General features: G+C 67.8%; 13 protein-coding genes and 1 tRNA gene. 10 read left to right on the plus strand and 4 right to left on the minus strand.

Annotated features, from left to right (window positions below):
- Positions 1-27: 27 nt before the first annotated feature.
- Positions 28-1,254, minus strand: a complete 1,227-nt coding sequence (locus tag OG524_RS21810; RefSeq protein WP_405389159.1) for a pyridoxal phosphate-dependent aminotransferase — start codon at positions 1,252-1,254, stop codon at positions 28-30.
- A gap of 213 nt (positions 1,255-1,467) precedes the next feature.
- Here OG524_RS21810 and OG524_RS21815 point away from each other — a divergent pair.
- The 10 genes from OG524_RS21815 to OG524_RS21860 all read left to right on the plus strand — a co-directional run bounded on the left by OG524_RS21815 (position 1,468) and on the right by OG524_RS21860 (position 14,809).
- Positions 1,468-1,540, plus strand: a tRNA-Trp gene (locus tag OG524_RS21815).
- 106 nt (positions 1,541-1,646) lie between these two features.
- A complete protein-coding gene (secE, locus tag OG524_RS21820) occupies positions 1,647-1,934 on the plus strand; it encodes a preprotein translocase subunit SecE (protein WP_405389158.1) in 288 nt (95 codons plus the stop codon).
- A gap of 74 nt (positions 1,935-2,008) precedes the next feature.
- On the plus strand, positions 2,009-2,911 hold the full coding sequence (gene nusG / locus OG524_RS21825; RefSeq protein WP_405811551.1) for a transcription termination/antitermination protein NusG: 903 nt from the start codon (positions 2,009-2,011) through the stop codon (positions 2,909-2,911).
- A gap of 176 nt (positions 2,912-3,087) precedes the next feature.
- Positions 3,088-3,522 (plus strand): 50S ribosomal protein L11, encoded by a 435-nt coding sequence (gene rplK, locus OG524_RS21830; protein ID WP_384494130.1) that lies wholly within the window; start codon positions 3,088-3,090, stop codon positions 3,520-3,522.
- Between the two features lie 81 nt (positions 3,523-3,603).
- Positions 3,604-4,326 (plus strand): 50S ribosomal protein L1, encoded by a 723-nt coding sequence (rplA, locus tag OG524_RS21835; protein ID WP_056796660.1) that lies wholly within the window; start codon positions 3,604-3,606, stop codon positions 4,324-4,326.
- A gap of 120 nt (positions 4,327-4,446) precedes the next feature.
- The gene (locus tag OG524_RS21840; protein WP_405389156.1) at positions 4,447-5,364 is read left to right on the plus strand and encodes a hypothetical protein; all 918 of its coding nucleotides are present in this window, start codon (positions 4,447-4,449) and stop codon (positions 5,362-5,364) included.
- Between the two features lie 296 nt (positions 5,365-5,660).
- On the plus strand, positions 5,661-6,224 hold the full coding sequence (gene rplJ / locus OG524_RS21845; protein ID WP_384494133.1) for a 50S ribosomal protein L10: 564 nt from the start codon (positions 5,661-5,663) through the stop codon (positions 6,222-6,224).
- Positions 6,225-6,310: 86 nt separating this feature from the next.
- Positions 6,311-6,694: a 50S ribosomal protein L7/L12 gene (gene rplL, locus OG524_RS21850; protein ID WP_103517760.1), complete on the plus strand. Its 384-nt coding sequence runs from the start codon at positions 6,311-6,313 to the stop codon at positions 6,692-6,694.
- 600 nt (positions 6,695-7,294) lie between these two features.
- A complete protein-coding gene (rpoB, locus tag OG524_RS21855; RefSeq protein ID WP_405389155.1) occupies positions 7,295-10,780 on the plus strand; it encodes a DNA-directed RNA polymerase subunit beta in 3,486 nt (1,161 codons plus the stop codon).
- Between the two features lie 129 nt (positions 10,781-10,909).
- Positions 10,910-14,809 carry a DNA-directed RNA polymerase subunit beta' gene (locus OG524_RS21860; RefSeq protein WP_384494139.1) on the plus strand — a complete coding sequence of 1,300 codons (3,900 nt, stop codon included), beginning with the start codon at positions 10,910-10,912 and terminating at the stop codon, positions 14,807-14,809.
- A 79-nt stretch (positions 14,810-14,888) separates the two neighbouring features.
- Here OG524_RS21860 and OG524_RS21865 read toward each other — a convergent pair whose 3' ends face one another.
- From OG524_RS21865 to OG524_RS21875, 3 genes are read right to left on the minus strand one after another with little or no spacing between them, the layout of a single operon-like run.
- Complete coding sequence (locus tag OG524_RS21865; protein WP_405811552.1) at positions 14,889-16,085, minus strand: M48 family metalloprotease; 1,197 nt, start codon at positions 16,083-16,085, stop codon at positions 14,889-14,891.
- Between the two features lie 55 nt (positions 16,086-16,140).
- Positions 16,141-16,665: a Pycsar system effector family protein gene (locus OG524_RS21870; protein ID WP_405811553.1), complete on the minus strand. Its 525-nt coding sequence runs from the start codon at positions 16,663-16,665 to the stop codon at positions 16,141-16,143.
- Complete coding sequence (locus OG524_RS21875; RefSeq protein ID WP_405811554.1) at positions 16,662-18,404, minus strand: hypothetical protein; 1,743 nt, start codon at positions 18,402-18,404, stop codon at positions 16,662-16,664. Before OG524_RS21875 ends, OG524_RS21870 begins: the two co-directional genes overlap by 4 nt.
- Positions 18,405-18,431: the final 27 nt, after the last annotated feature.

Consider the following 18,431-nt stretch of genomic DNA (forward strand, 5'->3'; position numbering starts at 1 on the left):
GCCGACCTGCTCACGTGAGTGGGCCGATCAGTCGCGGGCCTCGCCCAGCAGCTTCTGGAGCCGCGAGACGCCCTCGGCGAGGTCCTCGTCGCCCAGGGCGTAGGACAGCCGCAGATAGCCGGGGGTGCCGAAGGCCTCACCGGGGACGACGGCGACCTCGGCCTCGTCCAGGATGAGGGCGGCGAGCTCGACGGAGGTCGCCGGGCGCTTGCCGCGGATCTCCTTGCCGAGCAGCTCCTTCACCGACGGGTAGGCGTAGAACGCGCCCTCGGGCTCGGGGCAGAACACGCCGTCGATCTCGTTGAGCATCCGCACGATCGTCCTACGGCGGCGGTCGAAGGCGGTGCGCATCTCGGCGACCGCGTCCAGCGGGCCGGAGACGGCGGCCAGCGCGGCGACCTGCGCGACGTTGCTGACGTTGGAGGTGGCGTGCGACTGGAGGTTCGTCGCGGCCTTCACGATGTCCTTGGGGCCGACGATCCAGCCCACCCGCCAGCCGGTCATCGCGTAGGTCTTGGCGACACCGTTGACCACGATGCACTTGTCGCGCAGCTCGGGCACGATCGCGGGGAGCGAGGTGAACTCCGCGTCCCCGTAGACCAGGTGCTCGTAGATCTCGTCGGTCAGCACCCACAGGCCGTGCTCGACGGCCCACCGGCCGATCGCCTCGGTGTCGGCCCGGTCGTAGACGGCGCCGGTCGGGTTGGACGGCGAGACGAACAGGACGACCTTGGTGCGCTCGGTGCGTGCCGCCTCCAGCTGCTCTACGGACACCCGGTACCCGGTGGTCTCGTCGGCCACCACCTCGACCGGCACACCGCCGGCGAGACGGATGGACTCCGGGTAGGTGGTCCAGTACGGCGCCGGGACGATGACCTCGTCGCCCGGGTCGAGGACCGCGGCGAAGGCCTGGTAGATGGCCTGCTTGCCGCCGTTGGTCACCAGGACCTGGGACGGCTCGACCTCGTAGCCGGAGTCGCGCAGCGTCTTCTCTGCGATGGCGGCCTTGAGCTCGGGGAGCCCGCCCGCGGGGGTGTAGCGGTGGTACTTCGGGTTGGAGCAGGCCTCGATCGCGGCGTCGACGATGTAGCCGGGGGTCGGGAAGTCGGGCTCGCCGGCACCGAAACCGATCACCGGGCGCCCGGCGGCCTTGAGGGCCTTTGCCTTGGCGTCGACGGCGAGGGTGGCGGACTCGGAGATCGCACCGATGCGGGCCGAAACCCGGCGCTCGGACGGAGAAGTTGCAGCGCTCATGCCCCCATGCTCGCAGACACGAAATGCCGTCGGCACAGGGGTTTCAGGGACCGGACAGCACTCGGACAGGATCCGGACAGGACCGGTCGGTAGTTGTCTGTTCGACGCGGCGCCGCTGAGCACGTACACTCACCTGTCGTTGGCCTTCATCAGCCACACCGTTTTCGCACCCGGCCCACCGGGGAGGATGCGGTAGGTTGGTGGAAACCACAAAGGGTCGTAGCTCAATTGGTAGAGCACTGGTCTCCAAAACCAGCGGTTGGGGGTTCAAGTCCCTCCGGCCCTGCTACACACTCCTTCGCCAGGATGTGTGCGCATGTACGTACTTCAATGCACCGCCGTGCGGCTCCACCGGGCGCGGCACGGTCACGACCCGGAATCAGGTGAGTAGCGTGACGGACGCCGTGGGCTCCATCGACATGCCTGATGCCGAGGACGAAGCCCCCGAGTCGAAGAAGAAGTCTCGGAAGGGCGGCAAGCGCGGCAAGAAGGGCCCTCTGGGCCGTCTCGCGCTGTTCTACCGCCAGATCGTCGCCGAGCTCCGCAAGGTCGTATGGCCGACGCGGAGCCAGCTGTCGACGTACACGGCCGTGGTGATCGTCTTCGTTGTAGTCATGATCGGTCTTGTCACCGTGATCGACTTCGGATTTGCGCGGGTCATCAAGTACGTCTTCGGCTGATCCCCGCGGAGGGCGCCTCATCGGCGCCCCTTTCGCATGTTCCACCCATTTGTATCCAGGAAGAAGCAGCCATCGTGTCTGACCCGAACCTGAACGACGACGCCGAGCCCACGGCGAGCGCCGTCGAGTCCGCCGAGGACGAGCTCGACATCGTCGAGGCGGCGGACGCCGTGGCCCCGGACCAGGTCGAAGCTGCTGACGATGCCGCGGGCGAGCCCGCCGAGCAGGACGCCGTGCACGTCGAGTCCGACGAGGAGGCGGAGGCCGAGGAGGCCACCGAATCCGACGAGGCCGCCGAGGACGAGGACGCCGCCGAGGGCGACGAGTCCGACGAGGAGGAGGCCGAGCCGGCCGCCCCTGTCGACGCCGTCACCGCCCTGCGCGAGGAACTGCGCGGACTTCCCGGCGAGTGGTACGTCATCCACACGTACGCCGGTTACGAGAAGCGCGTGAAGGCCAACCTGGAGCAGCGCGCCGTCTCGCTCAACGTCGAGGACTTCATCTACCAGGCCGAGGTGCCCGAGGAAGAGATCGTCCAGATCAAGAACGGTGAGCGGAAGAACGTCCGTCAGAACAAGCTCCCGGGATACGTCCTGGTGCGCATGGACCTGACGAACGAGTCCTGGGGTGTCGTGCGCAACACGCCCGGCGTCACCGGCTTCGTGGGCAACGCCTACGACCCGTACCCGCTGACCCTGGACGAGATCGTCAAGATGCTCGCCCCCGAGGCCGAGGAGAAGGCGGCCCGCGAGGCTGCCGAGGCCGAGGGCAAGCCGGCTCCGGCCCGCAAGGTCGAGGTCCAGGTGCTGGACTTCGAGGTGGGCGACTCGGTCACCGTCACCGACGGCCCGTTCGCGACGCTGCAGGCGACGATCAACGAGATCAACGCCGACTCGAAGAAGGTCAAGGGCCTCGTCGAGATCTTCGGTCGCGAGACCCCGGTCGAGCTCAGCTTCGACCAGATCCAGAAGAACTAGCGCGTTCCGCCGACTTCTGGACACATGCCTACCGAGCAGGTCAGACAGGCTTCGCAGCCGGTCTGACCTGCTCGGTTTTTGGTCGCGCAGCTGTACCCGTTATCGTTGTGCGGTATGCCTCCATCCGGATGACCGGAATGGCGGCGAAACACTCTCACTAGGACCCGGAGAGAGCAATGCCTCCCAAGAAGAAGAAGATCACGGGGCTTATCAAGCTCCAGATCAACGCCGGTGCGGCCAACCCGGCGCCGCCGGTCGGCCCCGCGCTCGGCCAGCACGGCGTCAACATCATGGAGTTCTGCAAGGCCTACAACGCCGCGACCGAGTCGCAGCGTGGCATGGTCGTGCCGGTGGAGATCACGGTCTACGACGACCGCTCCTTCACCTTCATCACGAAGACTCCGCCGGCCGCCAAGCTGATCCTCAAGGCCGCGGGCGTGGAGAAGGGCTCCGGCGAGCCGCACAAGACCAAGGTTGCCAAGCTCACGGCTGCCCAGGTCCGCGACATCGCCACGACGAAGCTTCCCGACCTGAACGCCAACGACCTCGACGCCGCGTCGAAGATCATCGCTGGCACCGCCCGTTCCATGGGCATCACGGTCGAAGGCTGAGTCAGCCCCTCAAGCCCCAAGTGGTAGGACCAAGCGCTGGTCCGCACCACGACTCCACACTCTGAACCCACAGGAGTAGAAGTGAAGCGCAGCAAGAACCTCCGCGCTGCGGACGCGAAGATCGACCGGGAGCGCCAGTACGCCCCGCTCGAGGCCGTCCGTATCGCCAAGGACACCGCCTCCACGAAGTTCGACAGCACCGTCGAGGTCGCTTTCGCGCTGGGTGTAGACCCGCGCAAGGCCGACCAGATGGTCCGTGGCACCGTGAACCTCCCGCACGGCACCGGCAAGACCGCCCGGGTCCTGGTCTTCGCGACCGGTGACCGTGCTGCGGCCGCGGAAGCCGCGGGCGCCGACATCGTCGGCGCCGACGAGCTCATCGACGAGGTGGCGAAGGGCCGTCTGGACTTCGACGCCGTCGTCGCCACCCCGGACCTCATGGGCAAGGTCGGCCGCCTGGGCCGCGTGCTCGGTCCGCGTGGTCTGATGCCGAACCCGAAGACCGGCACCGTCACCCCTGATGTCGTCAAGGCTGTCAACGACATCAAGGGCGGCAAGATCGAGTTCCGCGTCGACAAGCACTCGAACCTGCACTTCATCATCGGCAAGACGTCGTTCGATGACACCAAGCTGGTCGAGAACTACGGCGCGGCGCTGGAGGAGATCCTCCGTCTGAAGCCGTCCGCCGCCAAGGGCCGCTTCATCAAGAAGGCGACCATGAGCACGACGATGGGCCCCGGCATCCCGCTGGACTCCAACCGCGTGCGCAACCTCCTCGTCGAGGAGGACCCGGCCTCCGTCTGAGCCCCCGTGCTCACCCGGTAGCCGTTTCACGGCATGTGACGGGCCCCGCAACCTTTCGAGGTGCGGGGCCCGTCCTCGTATCCGTAGAAGGAATTCAGTGAGCAAGGGGTGGAGTGCTATATGACGATCAAGACGGTTCGGCGTGCGGGGTTCTCGCTGGCCGCGGCAGCGGCGCTGATATCGGTGACGGCCTGCAGTGGACCGGACGGCTCCCCGAAACCCTCGGGGGCGGACGGCGGGCGTGACGCCGGCGGTGCGGTGAACACCCAGGCCGTCGCCGCCCTGCGCCTGGTGCAGAAGGAGACCGGCGATGCCGACTCGGCCAAGGTCGAGGGCACCACGGTGATGGGCAGCAGCATGTCCATGGAGCAGTCCGGTGCCATCGCCTGGACGGACGGGATCACCGGTGAGCTGGAGGTCACGTACACCGGAGGCACCATGGGGGACGCCCTGAAGCAGGCGGGCGGCGACGGCACGATGCGGGCCCGCTACCTGAAGGACGAGTACTACGCCAACATGGGCGAAGCCTTCGCGGCGAACGTGGGCGGCAAGCACTGGATCCGTTACGGCTACGCGGACCTGGCCGAGCTGGCCGGAGCCTCCGGCGAGGTCATGAGGGAGCAGATGCAGAACAGCACCCCGCAGCAGGGGGTGAACGCGCTGCTGGCCTCCGGCGACGTCAAGGAGGTCGGCCAGGAGGATGTGGAGGGTGTCGCCACGACGCACTACTCCGGCACGGTCGACGTGGCGGAGCTGACCGCGGAGAGCTCGTCGCTGGACGCGACGCAGCTCGCCGCCTTCAAGAAGCAGCTCGAACAGCTCGGTATCACGACCGAGACGGTCGACATCTGGGTCGACAAGGACAACCTGCTGGTGAAGAAGACCGAGCGGGGCGCGACGAAGACCGGCGAGCTCAATTCGACGGTCTTCTACAGCGACTACGGCACGGACGTCGCGGTGGAGAAGCCCGCAGCAGGCGACACGGTCGACTTCAAGGACATCCTGAAGCAGCAGGGCAGCACCGCGGGCGCCTCCTGACCCCTGGGCGGCCTCGTCCCAAACCTCCCGCACCGGTCGAACCGGGACGGATTTGCTCGGCGCGGCCCCGGTCGCGTACTCTCCACAGGAAGCCAAAGACCGCTGGTCGTTACCGCGCTCTCGCAAGAGGGACGGTGACCGAAGGATCCGTCGAGAACGGACGACCTGCGCAGGTGACTGTGGAAAGCTCCCGGATTCCGTCCGGTCGAGCTACGCCCTGGCGCCTGCGCCGGGGCGTTTCGTCTTTCCCGGCCCCTTCTGAGCGGTCCTCATCACCCGGAAGGAGGCCGACGCTCATGGCAAGGCCCGACAAGGCTGCCGCGGTAGCCGAGCTGACGGACCAGTTCCGCAGCTCGAACGCCGCTGTGCTGACCGAGTACCGGGGTCTCACCGTGGCGCAGCTCAAGACGCTGCGTCGCTCGCTCGGTGAGAACGCCCAGTACGCCGTGGTGAAGAACACGCTGACCAAGATTGCGGCCAACGAGGCCGGGATCGACACGCTGGACGACCTGTTCGCAGGTCCGACGGCGGTTGCCTTCATCACCGGTGACCCGGTGGAGTCGGCGAAGGGTCTTCGTGACTTCGCCAAGGACAACCCCAACCTCATCATCAAGGGCGGTGTCCTTGACGGTAAGGCGCTGTCCGCCGATGAGATCAAGAAGCTCGCGGACCTCGAGTCCCGCGAGGTTCTGCTCGCCAAGCTGGCCGGCGCCATGAAGGGCAAGCAGACTCAGACTGCGCAGCTCTTCCAGGCTCTGCCGTCGAAGTTCGTCCGCACCGCGGAAGCGCTTCGCGCCAAGAGGGCCGAGCAGGGCGGTGCCGGTACGCCGGCTCCCGCCGACGCCGAGGTGGCGGAGTAACACTCCGCGTCCACGGCTCGAAGCGGGCCCGTACGCCCGCCTACATATACATCCGGCACCTGCCGAATTAGTGGAAGGACGCCATCATGGCGAAGCTCAGCCAGGAAGACCTGCTCGCTCAGTTCGAGGAGCTCACCCTCATCGAGCTCTCCGAGTTCGTTAAGGCGTTCGAGGAGAAGTTCGACGTCACCGCCGCCGCGGCCGTCGCCGTTGCCGGTCCCGCCGCCGGTGGTCCCGCCGCCGAGGCCGAGGCCGAGCAGGACGAGTTCGACGTCATCCTCACGGGTGCCGGCGAGAAGAAGATCCAGGTCATCAAGGTCGTGCGTGAGCTGACCTCGCTGGGTCTCAAGGAGGCCAAGGACCTCGTGGACGGCGCCCCGAAGCCCGTCCTCGAGAAGGTCGCCAAGGAGGCCGCCGAGAAGGCTGCCGAGTCCCTCAAGGGCGCCGGCGCCTCCGTCGAGGTCAAGTGACCCTGCGAGTCATCTGACTCCTCAGGACCGTCCCTGCCGCGAGGCGGGGATGTCACATCGCAAAGGGCGATCACCCATCCGGGTGGTCGCCCTTTGGCGTACCCCAGGAGGCTGCCTTGATCTTCCGGCGGCGACGAGTAGGGTGATCTTCGCCGTGCGTCTCCCAGGGGGCGTCAACGGGCGTCCTGGGGGCCCAGGTGAAGATCGCCGGGGATCCGTCCCGGCCTCGGGGCCTTGACGAACCGCACGCGGCGCGCAATTCTCAGGACGCGTCGTCATCTCGATCCGCATCCGAGGCATGGATCGAGAACGAAGAGGGCAGTAAAGAAGAGCGCACACCGCGCGAGGGCTATTCATAGGTGTTGAGAACAGCTGTTGAGAGCAACGTGGGTCTCTGAGAACCCCGACTGGACATCAGTGTGCCGCTTGGCTACACTGACCCTTTGCGCTGCCTGTTAGCTGCCTCCTGCCCGTCACCAGGGGCATGCCCACGCCTAGCATCGATGACCGACTTTTCCCTGACCTTGGGATTTCTGTCTCTGTGTGCGGCTTGGGGCCGGTACGCGCGTAGTGAGTCCGAGCCCTCGGAAGGACCCCCTCTTGGCCGCCTCGCGCAACGCCTCGACCTCGAATACGAACAACGGTGCCAGCACCGCCCCGCTGCGCATCTCTTTTGCAAAGATCAGGGAGCCCCTCGAGGTTCCGAACCTCCTCGCGCTGCAGACCGAGAGTTTTGACTGGCTCCTCGGCAATGCCGCCTGGAAGGGTCGCGTCGAGGCTGCTCTGGACAGCGGACAAGACGTCCCCACCAAGTCCGGCCTGGAAGAGATCTTCGAGGAGATCTCGCCGATCGAGGACTTCTCCGGGTCGATGTCGCTCACGTTCCGCGACCACCGGTTCGAGCCCCCGAAGAACTCCATCGACGAGTGCAAGGAGCGCGACTTCACGTTCGCCGCGCCGCTCTTCGTCACGGCCGAGTTCACCAACAACGAGACCGGCGAGATCAAGTCCCAGACGGTCTTCATGGGCGACTTCCCGCTCATGACCAACAAGGGCACCTTCGTCATCAACGGCACCGAGCGTGTCGTCGTGTCGCAGCTGGTCCGCTCGCCGGGTGTCTACTTCGACTCCTCCATCGACAAGACGTCCGACAAGGACATCTTCTCCGCCAAGATCATCCCGTCCCGGGGTGCCTGGCTGGAGATGGAGATCGACAAGCGCGACATGGTCGGTGTCCGCATCGACCGCAAGCGCAAGCAGTCCGTCACCGTTCTCCTGAAGGCTCTCGGCTGGACCACCGAGCAGATCCTCGAGGAGTTCGGCGAGTACGAGTCCATGCGCGCCACCCTGGAGAAGGACCACACCCAGGGCCAGGACGACGCGCTGCTCGACATCTACCGCAAGCTGCGTCCCGGCGAGCCGCCGACGCGCGAGGCCGCTCAGACGCTGCTCGAGAACCTCTACTTCAACCCGAAGCGCTACGACCTCGCGAAGGTCGGCCGCTACAAGGTGAACAAGAAGCTCGGCGCGGACGAGCCGCTCGACGCCGGTGTCCTCACCAGCGACGACATCATCGCGACCATCAAGTACCTGGTGAAGCTGCACGCCGGTGAGCTCGAGACCGTCGGTGAGTCCGGCCGGACGATCGTCGTCGAGACCGACGACATCGACCACTTCGGCAACCGTCGTCTGCGTAACGTCGGCGAGCTCATCCAGAACCAGGTCCGTACGGGTCTCGCCCGTATGGAGCGCGTCGTGCGTGAGCGCATGACGACCCAGGACGTCGAGGCGATCACGCCGCAGACCCTGATCAACATCCGGCCGGTCGTCGCCTCCATCAAGGAGTTCTTCGGCACCAGCCAGCTGTCGCAGTTCATGGACCAGAACAACCCGCTGTCGGGTCTCACCCACAAGCGCCGCCTGTCGGCTCTCGGCCCGGGTGGTCTCTCCCGTGAGCGGGCCGGCTTCGAGGTCCGTGACGTGCACCCGTCCCACTACGGACGCATGTGCCCGATCGAGACTCCTGAAGGCCCGAACATCGGTCTGATCGGTTCGCTCGCCTCGTACGGCCGCGTCAACGCGTTCGGCTTCATCGAGACGCCGTACCGCAAGGTCGTCGACGGCCGGGTCACCGACGACGTCGACTACATCACCGCCGACGAGGAAGACCGCTTCGTGATCGCCCAGGCGAACGCGACGCTCTCCGAGGACATGCGGTTCACCGAGCCCCGCGTCCTGGTCCGCCGTCGTGGCGGAGAGGTCGACTACATCCCGGGCGACGACGTCGACTACATGGACGTCTCGCCGCGCCAGATGGTGTCCGTCGCCACCGCGATGATCCCCTTCCTGGAGCACGACGACGCCAACCGTGCCCTCATGGGCGCGAACATGATGCGTCAGGCGGTGCCGCTCATCAAGTCGGAGGCGCCGCTCGTCGGCACCGGCATGGAGTACCGCTGCGCCACCGACGCCGGTGACGTCCTCAAGGCCGAGAAGGACGGTGTGGTCCAGGAGGTCTCCGCGGACTACATCACCGTCACCAACGACGACGGCACGTACACCACGTACCGCATCGCCAAGTTCTCGCGCTCCAACCAGGGCACCTCGGTCAACCAGAAGGTCGTCGTCTCCGAGGGCGACCGGGTCATCGAGGGCCAGGTCCTCGCCGACGGGCCGGCCACCGAGAACGGTGAGATGGCGCTCGGCAAGAACCTGCTCGTGGCGTTCATGCCGTGGGAGGGCCACAACTACGAGGACGCGATCATCCTGTCGCAGCGCCTCGTGCAGGACGACGTCCTCTCCTCGATCCACATCGAGGAACACGAGGTCGACGCCCGTGACACCAAGCTCGGCCCGGAGGAGATCACCCGGGACATCCCGAACGTCTCCGAAGAGGTCCTCGCCGACCTCGACGAGCGCGGCATCATCCGTATCGGTGCCGAGGTCGTCGCCGGCGACATCCTCGTCGGCAAGGTCACGCCCAAGGGTGAGACCGAGCTGACCCCGGAGGAGCGTCTGCTCCGTGCGATCTTCGGTGAGAAGGCGCGCGAGGTGCGCGACACCTCGCTGAAGGTCCCGCACGGTGAGATCGGCAAGGTCATCGGCGTCCGAGTCTTCGACCGCGAAGAGGGCGACGAGCTGCCGCCGGGCGTGAACCAGCTGGTCCGCGTCTACGTCGCGCAGAAGCGCAAGATCACCGATGGTGACAAGCTCGCCGGCCGTCACGGCAACAAGGGCGTCATCTCCAAGATCCTGCCGATCGAGGACATGCCGTTCCTGGAGGACGGCACCCCGGTCGACATCATCCTCAACCCGCTGGGTGTCCCGTCCCGAATGAACCCGGGACAGGTCCTGGAGATCCACCTCGGCTGGCTCGCCAGCCGCGGCTGGGACGTCTCCGGCCTCGGTGACGAGTGGGCCAAGCGCCTGCAGGCCATCGGCGCCGACCAGGTCGCCCCCGGCACCAACGTCGCCACGCCCGTCTTCGACGGTGCGCGCGAGGACGAGATCACCGGCCTCTTCGAGGCCACGATCCCGAACCGCGACGGCAACCGGCTGGTCCAGCCCTCGGGCAAGGCCAACCTGTTCGACGGCCGCTCCGGCGAGCCGTTCCCCGAGCCCGTCTCGGTCGGCTACATGTACATCCTCAAGCTGCACCACCTGGTCGACGACAAGCTCCACGCCCGTTCGACCGGACCGTACTCCATGATCACGCAGCAGCCGCTGGGTGGTAAGGCACAGTTCGGTGGGCAGCGATTCGGTGAGATGGAGGTGTGGGCCCTTGAGGCTTACGGCGCCGCATACGCCCTCCAGGAACTGCTGACGATCAAGTCCGACGACGTGACCGGCCGCGTGAAGGTCTACGAGGCGATCGTCAAGGGCGAGAACATCCCCGAGCCCGGCATTCCCGAGTCCTTCAAGGTGCTCATCAAGGAAATGCAGTCGCTCTGCCTCAACGTGGAGGTGCTGTCCTCGGACGGCATGTCCATCGAGATGCGTGACACGGACGAGGACGTCTTCCGCGCGGCGGAGGAGCTCGGTATCGACCTGTCCCGGCGCGAGCCGAGCAGCGTCGAAGAGGTCTGACGGGTTGGCCGGCCGGATCCTCGTGATCCGGCCGGCTCTCCCCGGACCCGTTCAGACCATTGCTGAAGTGCCCCGATTTCTCGCGTGAAGCGAGGGGGCTCGAACCCCCGAAAGAGGGATTGACGACAAGTGCTCGACGTCAACTTCTTCGACGAGCTGCGGATCGGCCTTGCCACCGCGGACGACATCCGGACCTGGTCCCACGGCGAAGTGAAGAAGCCGGAGACCATCAACTACCGCACGCTCAAGCCCGAGAAGGACGGACTCTTCTGCGAGAAGATCTTCGGTCCGACCCGGGACTGGGAGTGCTACTGCGGCAAGTACAAGCGTGTCCGCTTCAAGGGCATCATCTGTGAGCGCTGTGGCGTGGAGGTCACGCGCGCCAAGGTGCGCCGTGAGCGCATGGGCCACATCGAGCTTGCCGCTCCCGTCACCCACATCTGGTACTTCAAGGGTGTCCCGTCGCGCCTGGGCTACCTGCTGGACCTCGCGCCGAAGGACCTCGAGAAGGTCATCTACTTCGCCGCGTACATGATCACGTTCGTCGACGAGGAGCGCCGCACGCGCGACCTCCCGTCGCTGGAGGCTCACGTCTCCGTCGAGCGCCAGCAGGTCGAGAACCGTCGCGACTCGGACCTCGAGAACCGCGCCAAGAAGCTCGAGACCGACCTGGCCGAGCTTGAGGCCGAGGGTGCCAAGGCCGACGTGCGCCGCAAGGTGCGTGAAGGTGCCGAGCGTGAGATGAAGCAGCTGCGCGACCGTGCGCAGCGCGAGATCGACCGTCTCGACGAGGTGTGGAGCCGCTTCAAGAACCTCAAGGTCCAGGACCTCGAGGGCGACGAGCTGCTCTACCGCGAGCTGCGTGACCGCTTCGGCACGTACTTCGACGGCTGCATGGGTGCCGCTGCCCTGCAGAAGCGCCTGGAGTCCTTCGACCTCGACGAGGAGGCCGAGCGCCTCCGCGAGATCATCCGTACCGGCAAGGGCCAGAAGAAGACCCGTGCGCTCAAGCGCCTCAAGGTCGTCTCGGCGTTCCTGCAGACCAGCAACAAGCCCAAGGGCATGGTGCTCGACTGCGTGCCGGTCATTCCGCCGGACCTGCGTCCGATGGTGCAGCTGGACGGTGGCCGCTTCGCGACCTCCGACCTGAACGACCTGTACCGCCGTGTGATCAACCGCAACAACCGCCTCAAGCGTCTCCTTGACCTCGGTGCCCCCGAGATCATCGTGAACAACGAGAAGCGGATGCTGCAGGAGGCCGTCGACGCGCTGTTCGACAACGGCCGCCGCGGTCGCCCGGTCACCGGTCCCGGTAACCGTCCCCTGAAGTCCCTCAGCGACATGCTGAAGGGCAAGCAGGGCCGTTTCCGTCAGAACCTCCTCGGCAAGCGCGTGGACTACTCCGCGCGTTCCGTGATCGTCGTCGGTCCGCAGCTCAAGCTGCACCAGTGCGGTCTGCCGAAGGCGATGGCGCTGGAGCTCTTCAAGCCGTTCGTGATGAAGCGCCTGGTGGACCTGAACCACGCGCAGAACATCAAGTCGGCCAAGCGCATGGTCGAGCGTGGCCGCACCGTCGTGTACGACGTCCTCGAAGAGGTCATCGCCGAGCACCCGGTGCTGCTGAACCGCGCGCCCACCCTGCACCGCCTCGGTATCCAGGCCTTCGAGCCCCAGCTGGTCGAGGGCAAGGCCATCCAGATCCACCCGCTCGTCTGCACCGCGTTCAACGCGGACTTCGACGGTGACCAGATGGCCGTGCACCTTCCGCTCTCCGCGGAGGCGCAGGCCGAGGCCCGCATCCTGATGCTGTCCTCGAACAACATCCTGAAGCCGGCCGACGGTCGTCCCGTCACCATGCCGACCCAGGACATGGTGCTGGGCCTGTTCTTCCTCACCACGGACGAGGAGGAGCGCAAGGTCATCGGTCAGGGCCGGGCGTTCGGTTCCACGGCCGAGGCGACCATGGCCTTCGACGCCCGCGAGCTCTCGCTCCAGGCACAGGTGGACATCCGCTTCCCGGTGGGCACCATGCCCCCGCGTGGCTGGGTGCCGCCGGTCGCCGAGGAGGGCGAGCCCGAGTACCAGCCGGGTGACACCTTCCGGCTGCGTACGAGCCTGGGCCGCGCGCTCTTCAACGAGCTGCTGCCCGAGGACTACCCGTTCGTCGACTACTCGGTGGGCAAGAAGCAGCTCTCCGAGATCGTCAACGACCTGGCCGAGCGTTACCCCAAGGTCATCGTGGCGGCGACGCTCGACAACCTGAAGGCCGCGGGCTTCCACTGGGCGACCCGTTCCGGGGTCACCGTCTCTGTCGCCGACATCGTCGTCCCCGAGGCCAAGAAGGCCATCGTCAAGGGCTACGAGGAGCAGGACGAGAAGGTCCAGAAGCAGTACGAGCGTGGTCTGATCACCAAGGACGAGCGCACGCAGGAGCTCATCGCGATCTGGACCAAGGCGACCAACGAGGTTGCCGAGGCGATGAACGCGAACTTCCCGAAGACGAACCCCATCTTCATGATGGTCGACTCGGGTGCCCGAGGAAACATGATGCAGATGCGTCAGATCGCGGGTATGCGTGGTCTGGTGTCGAACGCCAAGAACGAGACGATTCCCCGTCCCATCAAGGCGTCCTTCCGTGAGGGCCTCACCGTTCTGGAGTACTTCATCTCCACGCACGGTGCCCGTAAGGGTCTGGCGGACACCGCCCTGCGTACCGCCGACTCGGGTTACCTGACCCGTCGTCTGGTGGACGTCTCGCAGGACGTCATCATCCGCGAGGAGGACTGCGGCACCGACCGTGGCCTCAAGCTGAAGATCGCGGTCAAGGGTGCCGACGGTGTCCTTCGCAAGACGGACGACGTCGAGACCTCGGTGTACGCCCGCATGCTGGCCGAGGACGTCGTCGTCGACGGCAAGGTCATCGCGCCTGCCAACGTCGACCTCGGTGACGTCCTGATCGACGCCCTGGTGGGCGCCGGCGTCGAGGAGGTCAAGACCCGCTCGGTCCTGACCTGTGAGTCCGCGGTCGGCACCTGTGCCTTCTGCTACGGACGCTCGCTCGCCACCGGCAAGCTGGTCGACATCGGTGAGGCGGTCGGCATCATCGCCGCCCAGTCCATCGGTGAGCCCGGTACCCAGCTGACGATGCGTACCTTCCACACCGGTGGTGTGGCCGGTGACGACATCACGCAGGGTCTGCCGCGTGTCGTCGAGCTCTTCGAGGCGCGTACGCCCAAGGGTGTCGCCCCGATCTCGGAGGCCAAGGGCCGGGTCCGGATCGAGGAGACCGAGAAGACCAAGAAGCTCGTCGTCACTCCGGACGACGGCAGCGAGGAGACGCCGTTCCCGATCTCCAAGCGTGCCCGTCTGCTGGTCGGCGAGGGCGATGCGGTCGAGGTGGGCCAGAAGCTCACCGTCGGTGCCACGAACCCGCACGACGTGCTGCGGATCCTCGGTCAGCGCGCGGTCCAGGTCCACCTGGTCGGCGAAGTCCAGAAGGTCTACAACTCGCAGGGCGTGTCGATCCACGACAAGCACATCGAGATCATCATCCGGCAGATGCTGCGCCGGGTGACGATCATCGAGTCCGGCGACGCGGAACTGCTGCCGGGCGAGCTCGTCGAGCGGTCGAAGTTCGAGGTCGAGAACCGTCGTGTGGTCACCGAGGGCGGTCACCCCGCCTCCGGCCGTCCGCAGCTGATGGGTATCACCAAGGCCTCGCTCGCCACCGAGTCGTGGCTGTCGGCGGCGTCCTTCCAGGAGACGACCAGGGTCCTGACCGACGCGGCGATCAACGCCAAGTCGGACTCCCTGATCGGCCTCAAGGAGAACGTCATCATCGGTAAGCTCATCCCGGCCGGTACGGGTCTGTCCCGCTACCGCAACATCCGGGTCGAGCCGACCGAGGAAGCCAAGGCCGCGATGTACTCGGCCGTCGGCTACGACGACATCGACTACTCGCCGTTCGGCACGGGCTCCGGCCAGGCCGTTCCGCTGGAGGACTACGACTACGGTCCGTACAACCAGTAAGCGAGTCGCTTGACACGACCGAAGGGCGGTCACCCCGTTGCGTACGGGGTGGCCGCCCTTCGGCGTGCCCGGTGTTGTGTCACCGGGACGGTCGGTCGTCCAGGTACGGCTGGAGGTGCTGCAGACGGTCCGCGTAGTCGGGGTGCGAGGACAGCAGCTTGGCGAGGCCGCCGGTACGGGGGGCCAGGGGGCCCGCAGCCGCGAGCGAGGCCTCCTCGTGCGCCCGCATGGTGTGCAGGACCCCGGCGAGGGGGTGGGCGAAGCCCAGGCCTGCCGCGTGTGCGTCGGCCCGGAGCTCGGACCTCCTGTTGACCAGGGCCAGCAGGTACGGAGCGACCGCCATCGGCAGGATGACCATCCAGGCCGCGGCGACGAAGGCCAGCAGCCCGCAGCCGAACAGCAGGACCAGGACTCCTGTCGCCGGCAGCGAGATGACGCGTGCCACGCGCAGCGCGAACCGCGACGTCGCGCGTATCGCCCGCCAGGTCAGCTCGGCCGGTTGTGCGTACCAGTGGCCCAGCAGAGAGGCCCAGGCGTGGCCGCCCGTGTGGTGGCCGAGTTCGTGCGCGAGCGTGGCGGCCAGCTGGCCGTTGGGCAGGTGGTTCAGGGAGAAGGTGGTGACGCCGACGATGTGGCCGGCCGCGGCGTACGCGTTGATGCCGTCGCTCTCCTCGATCCACAGCTCGTACCCCTGGTGGTCGACGCCCGCCCGTGCCGTGACCTCCCGCCACACCGGTTCCAGCCGGGCCCGTTCGGCGGCGGTCGGAACGCGCAGCCGCAGCAGCCTGCGGGCGAGGAAGCCCTCGGTGGGCCGGTGGAAGACCAGGGCGCCGCTGAGCACCCAGAGGGTGACGGGAAGCCAGGCGGCCGATCCGAAGAACGCCGACGCGAAGCCGGTCACGACGGCGAGGCTGCAGAGGAACGCGGGCACCTGGACGAGGAGCCGGCTCAGGGCGGTGGCGTCGGCACCCCGCTGGCGGGCGGTGAGATGGACACGGCGCTGCTCGAAGTCCATCTCGTGGGGGTGGCGTCCGGGCCGCACCGGAACCGGGGCAGGCGCGGGGCCGAGCGCCTCGGGGTACGCCGGGGGCGGCGGAGGAGGCGGGACGTGGGGGTACGGGGGTGCGGTGTCGGTGGGTGTGCCGGGGTATGCGGGTGCGGTGTCGGTGGGTGTGCCGGGATATGCGGGTGCGGTGTCCGCGGTCGTGCCGGGGTACGTGGGCGGGGGGCCGGGGTACTCCGGCGGTGGGGCGTCATGGCCGGGCGGGTGGGTCATCGGGCTGGCTCCTCGGGGTGTGCGGCGCGGGCGCGGTTCCTGTGGACGGGGCGGCTCAGCCCAGGAGCCCCGCGACCGGGAAGAAGAAGGTGCTGAGGAAGAAGGCGGCCAGACCGATCCGTATCCAGCGGTGCTTGTCCGCGACGATGCGGCTGGTCTCCGCCAGCGAGACGAGCAGGGCGTCGGCCGGGGAGCGGGCCGTGTCGGCCAGTGCCTGTGCGAGCAGTCCCCGCGAATGGGCCCGCCGGGTGTCGGCGAAGTAGGTGAGCGGCTGTCCAGGTGCCCAGGTACTCGGCCGGTACCGCGGCAGGATCGCCATGAGGAGGGACAGCAGGGCCAGTGCCACGCAGCAGGCCCCGGCCCACCACAGCACGCCGCTGAGTCCGCTCAGGTCCCACGGGTGCCGGCGCCTGGCCGACAGGAACCCGCTGAGGACGCCCACCGTCACCCCGAGGGCCCCGGCGAGCACCGCGGCCTTGCTGTCGGCGCGCGCGATCTCGCTGCGGGCGTCGGTGAGCAGCCGCCCGGCAGCCTCCAGGGAGGCCGCTTCCGAGGGCACCGGGGCCGGGTCGGCGGTCACGACGGCCCGCCTTCCAGGCCCTTGGCGGAAGGCTCGCCCTGTGGCTCGGCAGCCGTGCCCTGCGACGGTGCTGCGCCCTGCGACGGTGCTGCGCCCTGCGACGGTGCTGCGCCCTGCGACGGTGCTGCGCCCTGCGACGGTGCTTCGCCCTGCCAAGGGTCGGGGCCCTGCGACGGTGCCGCGCCTTGCGACGGTGCCGCGCCCTGCGACGGTGCCGCGCCCTGCGTCGGTGCCGCGTCCTGCCAAGGGTCGGGGCCCTGCTGCGGTCCGGCGGCGTGCGCCGGGGCGGCGAAGGGCATGGCGGGCATCGGGGGCGGTCCGGCGGCCGGAACGGTCGGCGCGACGGGAGGCTGCGGGGGCGGGAAGCCGTACGGCGGTGGCACGGCAGGCCCCGGCGAGGCCGTGACCGCGGGGCCGTAGGACGGCTGCCGGCCCGGAGCCGGTGCGTAGGCCGGGGGCGGCACGTACCCGTCGAACGGTGCTGCCGCGTGGACCTGCGCACCGTCGGCCGGGGGCTGGGATCCGGCCACCGGTGGCGCGGTGACGGGCTGCCCGGGAACGATCCCGCCCAGTGACTGCGGCGCGGAGGGAACGGGCTCCGCAGGTACGGCGTCCGCCGGTGGGAGCGAGGCCGGCGGTACCGGGCTCGGTACGGTGTCGGCCACTCCCGGCAGCCGCTGCGCGAGGATCTCGGTGACCGTCCTGAGCGCGAGCTCCTTCGGCCCGTCGAGCTCGAACGCCTCCGCGTGCTTGCCCCCGAGCAGCTCCGAGACCAGCTCCTTCTGCTGCTGGATCAGCCGCAGCTGGTCGTCGCGCATGGACTGCATCACCAGCCGGGAGTCCTCCGGGTGTTCGGAGAGGTGGAGCGCCCAGGCGTGCACACCGCCGTGCTGGAGGTGGTAGGCGTAGAAATTGATCTTCTCTGCCGTCAGGACCTGGAGCTCCAGGTCCTGACGGCCCGCGAGCAGCGCGTGCTGGTGCTGGAGCGCCTGCTGCTGCATGGCCAGTTCGTGCTGCTGCCGCTGGTGTTCGAGGGCCCTTCCGGTCAGGAGCTGGTCCTGTTGCCGGGAGCGGCGGTCGGCCTCCAGATCGATGTCCATGCCGCGCCGGGCGATGAGGACCTGCTCCGCACTCTGGTGCTCGATGGCCTGCTTGCGCTTCTCGTGGGCGATGTTGTCGTCGTCCCTGCGCAACCGCACGGTCCAGGTGACCAGGAGCCCGGCCGTCGCCCCCAGCTGCCCGCGCGCCTCCACCGCCCGCAGTACCGCCTGTTCGGCCTCGGCGCTGCGATGGACGGGGAACGCCCGGGTGACCGGCCGTGCGGCCTGCTGCAGTTCGCCCAGCAGGAGTTCGGGGACGTGGCGGTGGCCGCTCCTGACGAAGACGTCCGGCTTCAGCACCTGCCAGGACAGGTCGACCGCCACGCCGAACTCGAACGCGTCGTTGTCACTGGGCAGGGCCAGCTCCGTGCGCACCGGATGGATCCCCATGTCCACCTCGTAGACGGCGGTGTAGCGCCGGGTCGCCATGTCGGCGCGGAGGGGGCGGTGGGGCGGCAGGAAGGTGTCGTACTCACCCCTGGACGTGACGAACACCAGCGCGTGATCGACCTGCGTGACCGGCTTGCGGGTCACGTACTCGAAGCGCGTCAGCTGCCGCACGGTCAGCACCGGATCGGTCAGCTGCGTGTGGCGGTCGGCATTCTGCTGCCATTCGGGCGGACGGCGGAAGTCGGCCATCTGAACTCTTCTCCTTGACGGGTACGG

It is taken from the genome of Streptomyces sp. NBC_01520 (assembly GCF_045040375.1).
Taxonomy (GTDB): domain Bacteria; phylum Actinomycetota; class Actinomycetes; order Streptomycetales; family Streptomycetaceae; genus Streptomyces.

What these genes read in the sequence shown, in the direction of transcription:
- OG524_RS21810 (WP_405389159.1), bottom strand. Translation starts at nt 1,254, where the DNA reads ATGAGCGCTGCAACTTCTCCGTCCGAGCGCCGGGTTTCGGCCCGCATC.
- rplK (WP_384494130.1), top strand. Translation starts at nt 3,088, where the DNA reads ATGCCTCCCAAGAAGAAGAAGATCACGGGGCTTATCAAGCTCCAGATC.
- OG524_RS21840 (WP_405389156.1), top strand. Translation starts at nt 4,447, where the DNA reads ATGACGATCAAGACGGTTCGGCGTGCGGGGTTCTCGCTGGCCGCGGCA.
- rplJ (WP_384494133.1), top strand. Translation starts at nt 5,661, where the DNA reads ATGGCAAGGCCCGACAAGGCTGCCGCGGTAGCCGAGCTGACGGACCAG.
- rplL (WP_103517760.1), top strand. Translation starts at nt 6,311, where the DNA reads ATGGCGAAGCTCAGCCAGGAAGACCTGCTCGCTCAGTTCGAGGAGCTC.
- OG524_RS21865 (WP_405811552.1), bottom strand. Translation starts at nt 16,085, where the DNA reads ATGACCCACCCGCCCGGCCATGACGCCCCACCGCCGGAGTACCCCGGC.
- OG524_RS21875 (WP_405811554.1), bottom strand. Translation starts at nt 18,404, where the DNA reads ATGGCCGACTTCCGCCGTCCGCCCGAATGGCAGCAGAATGCCGACCGC.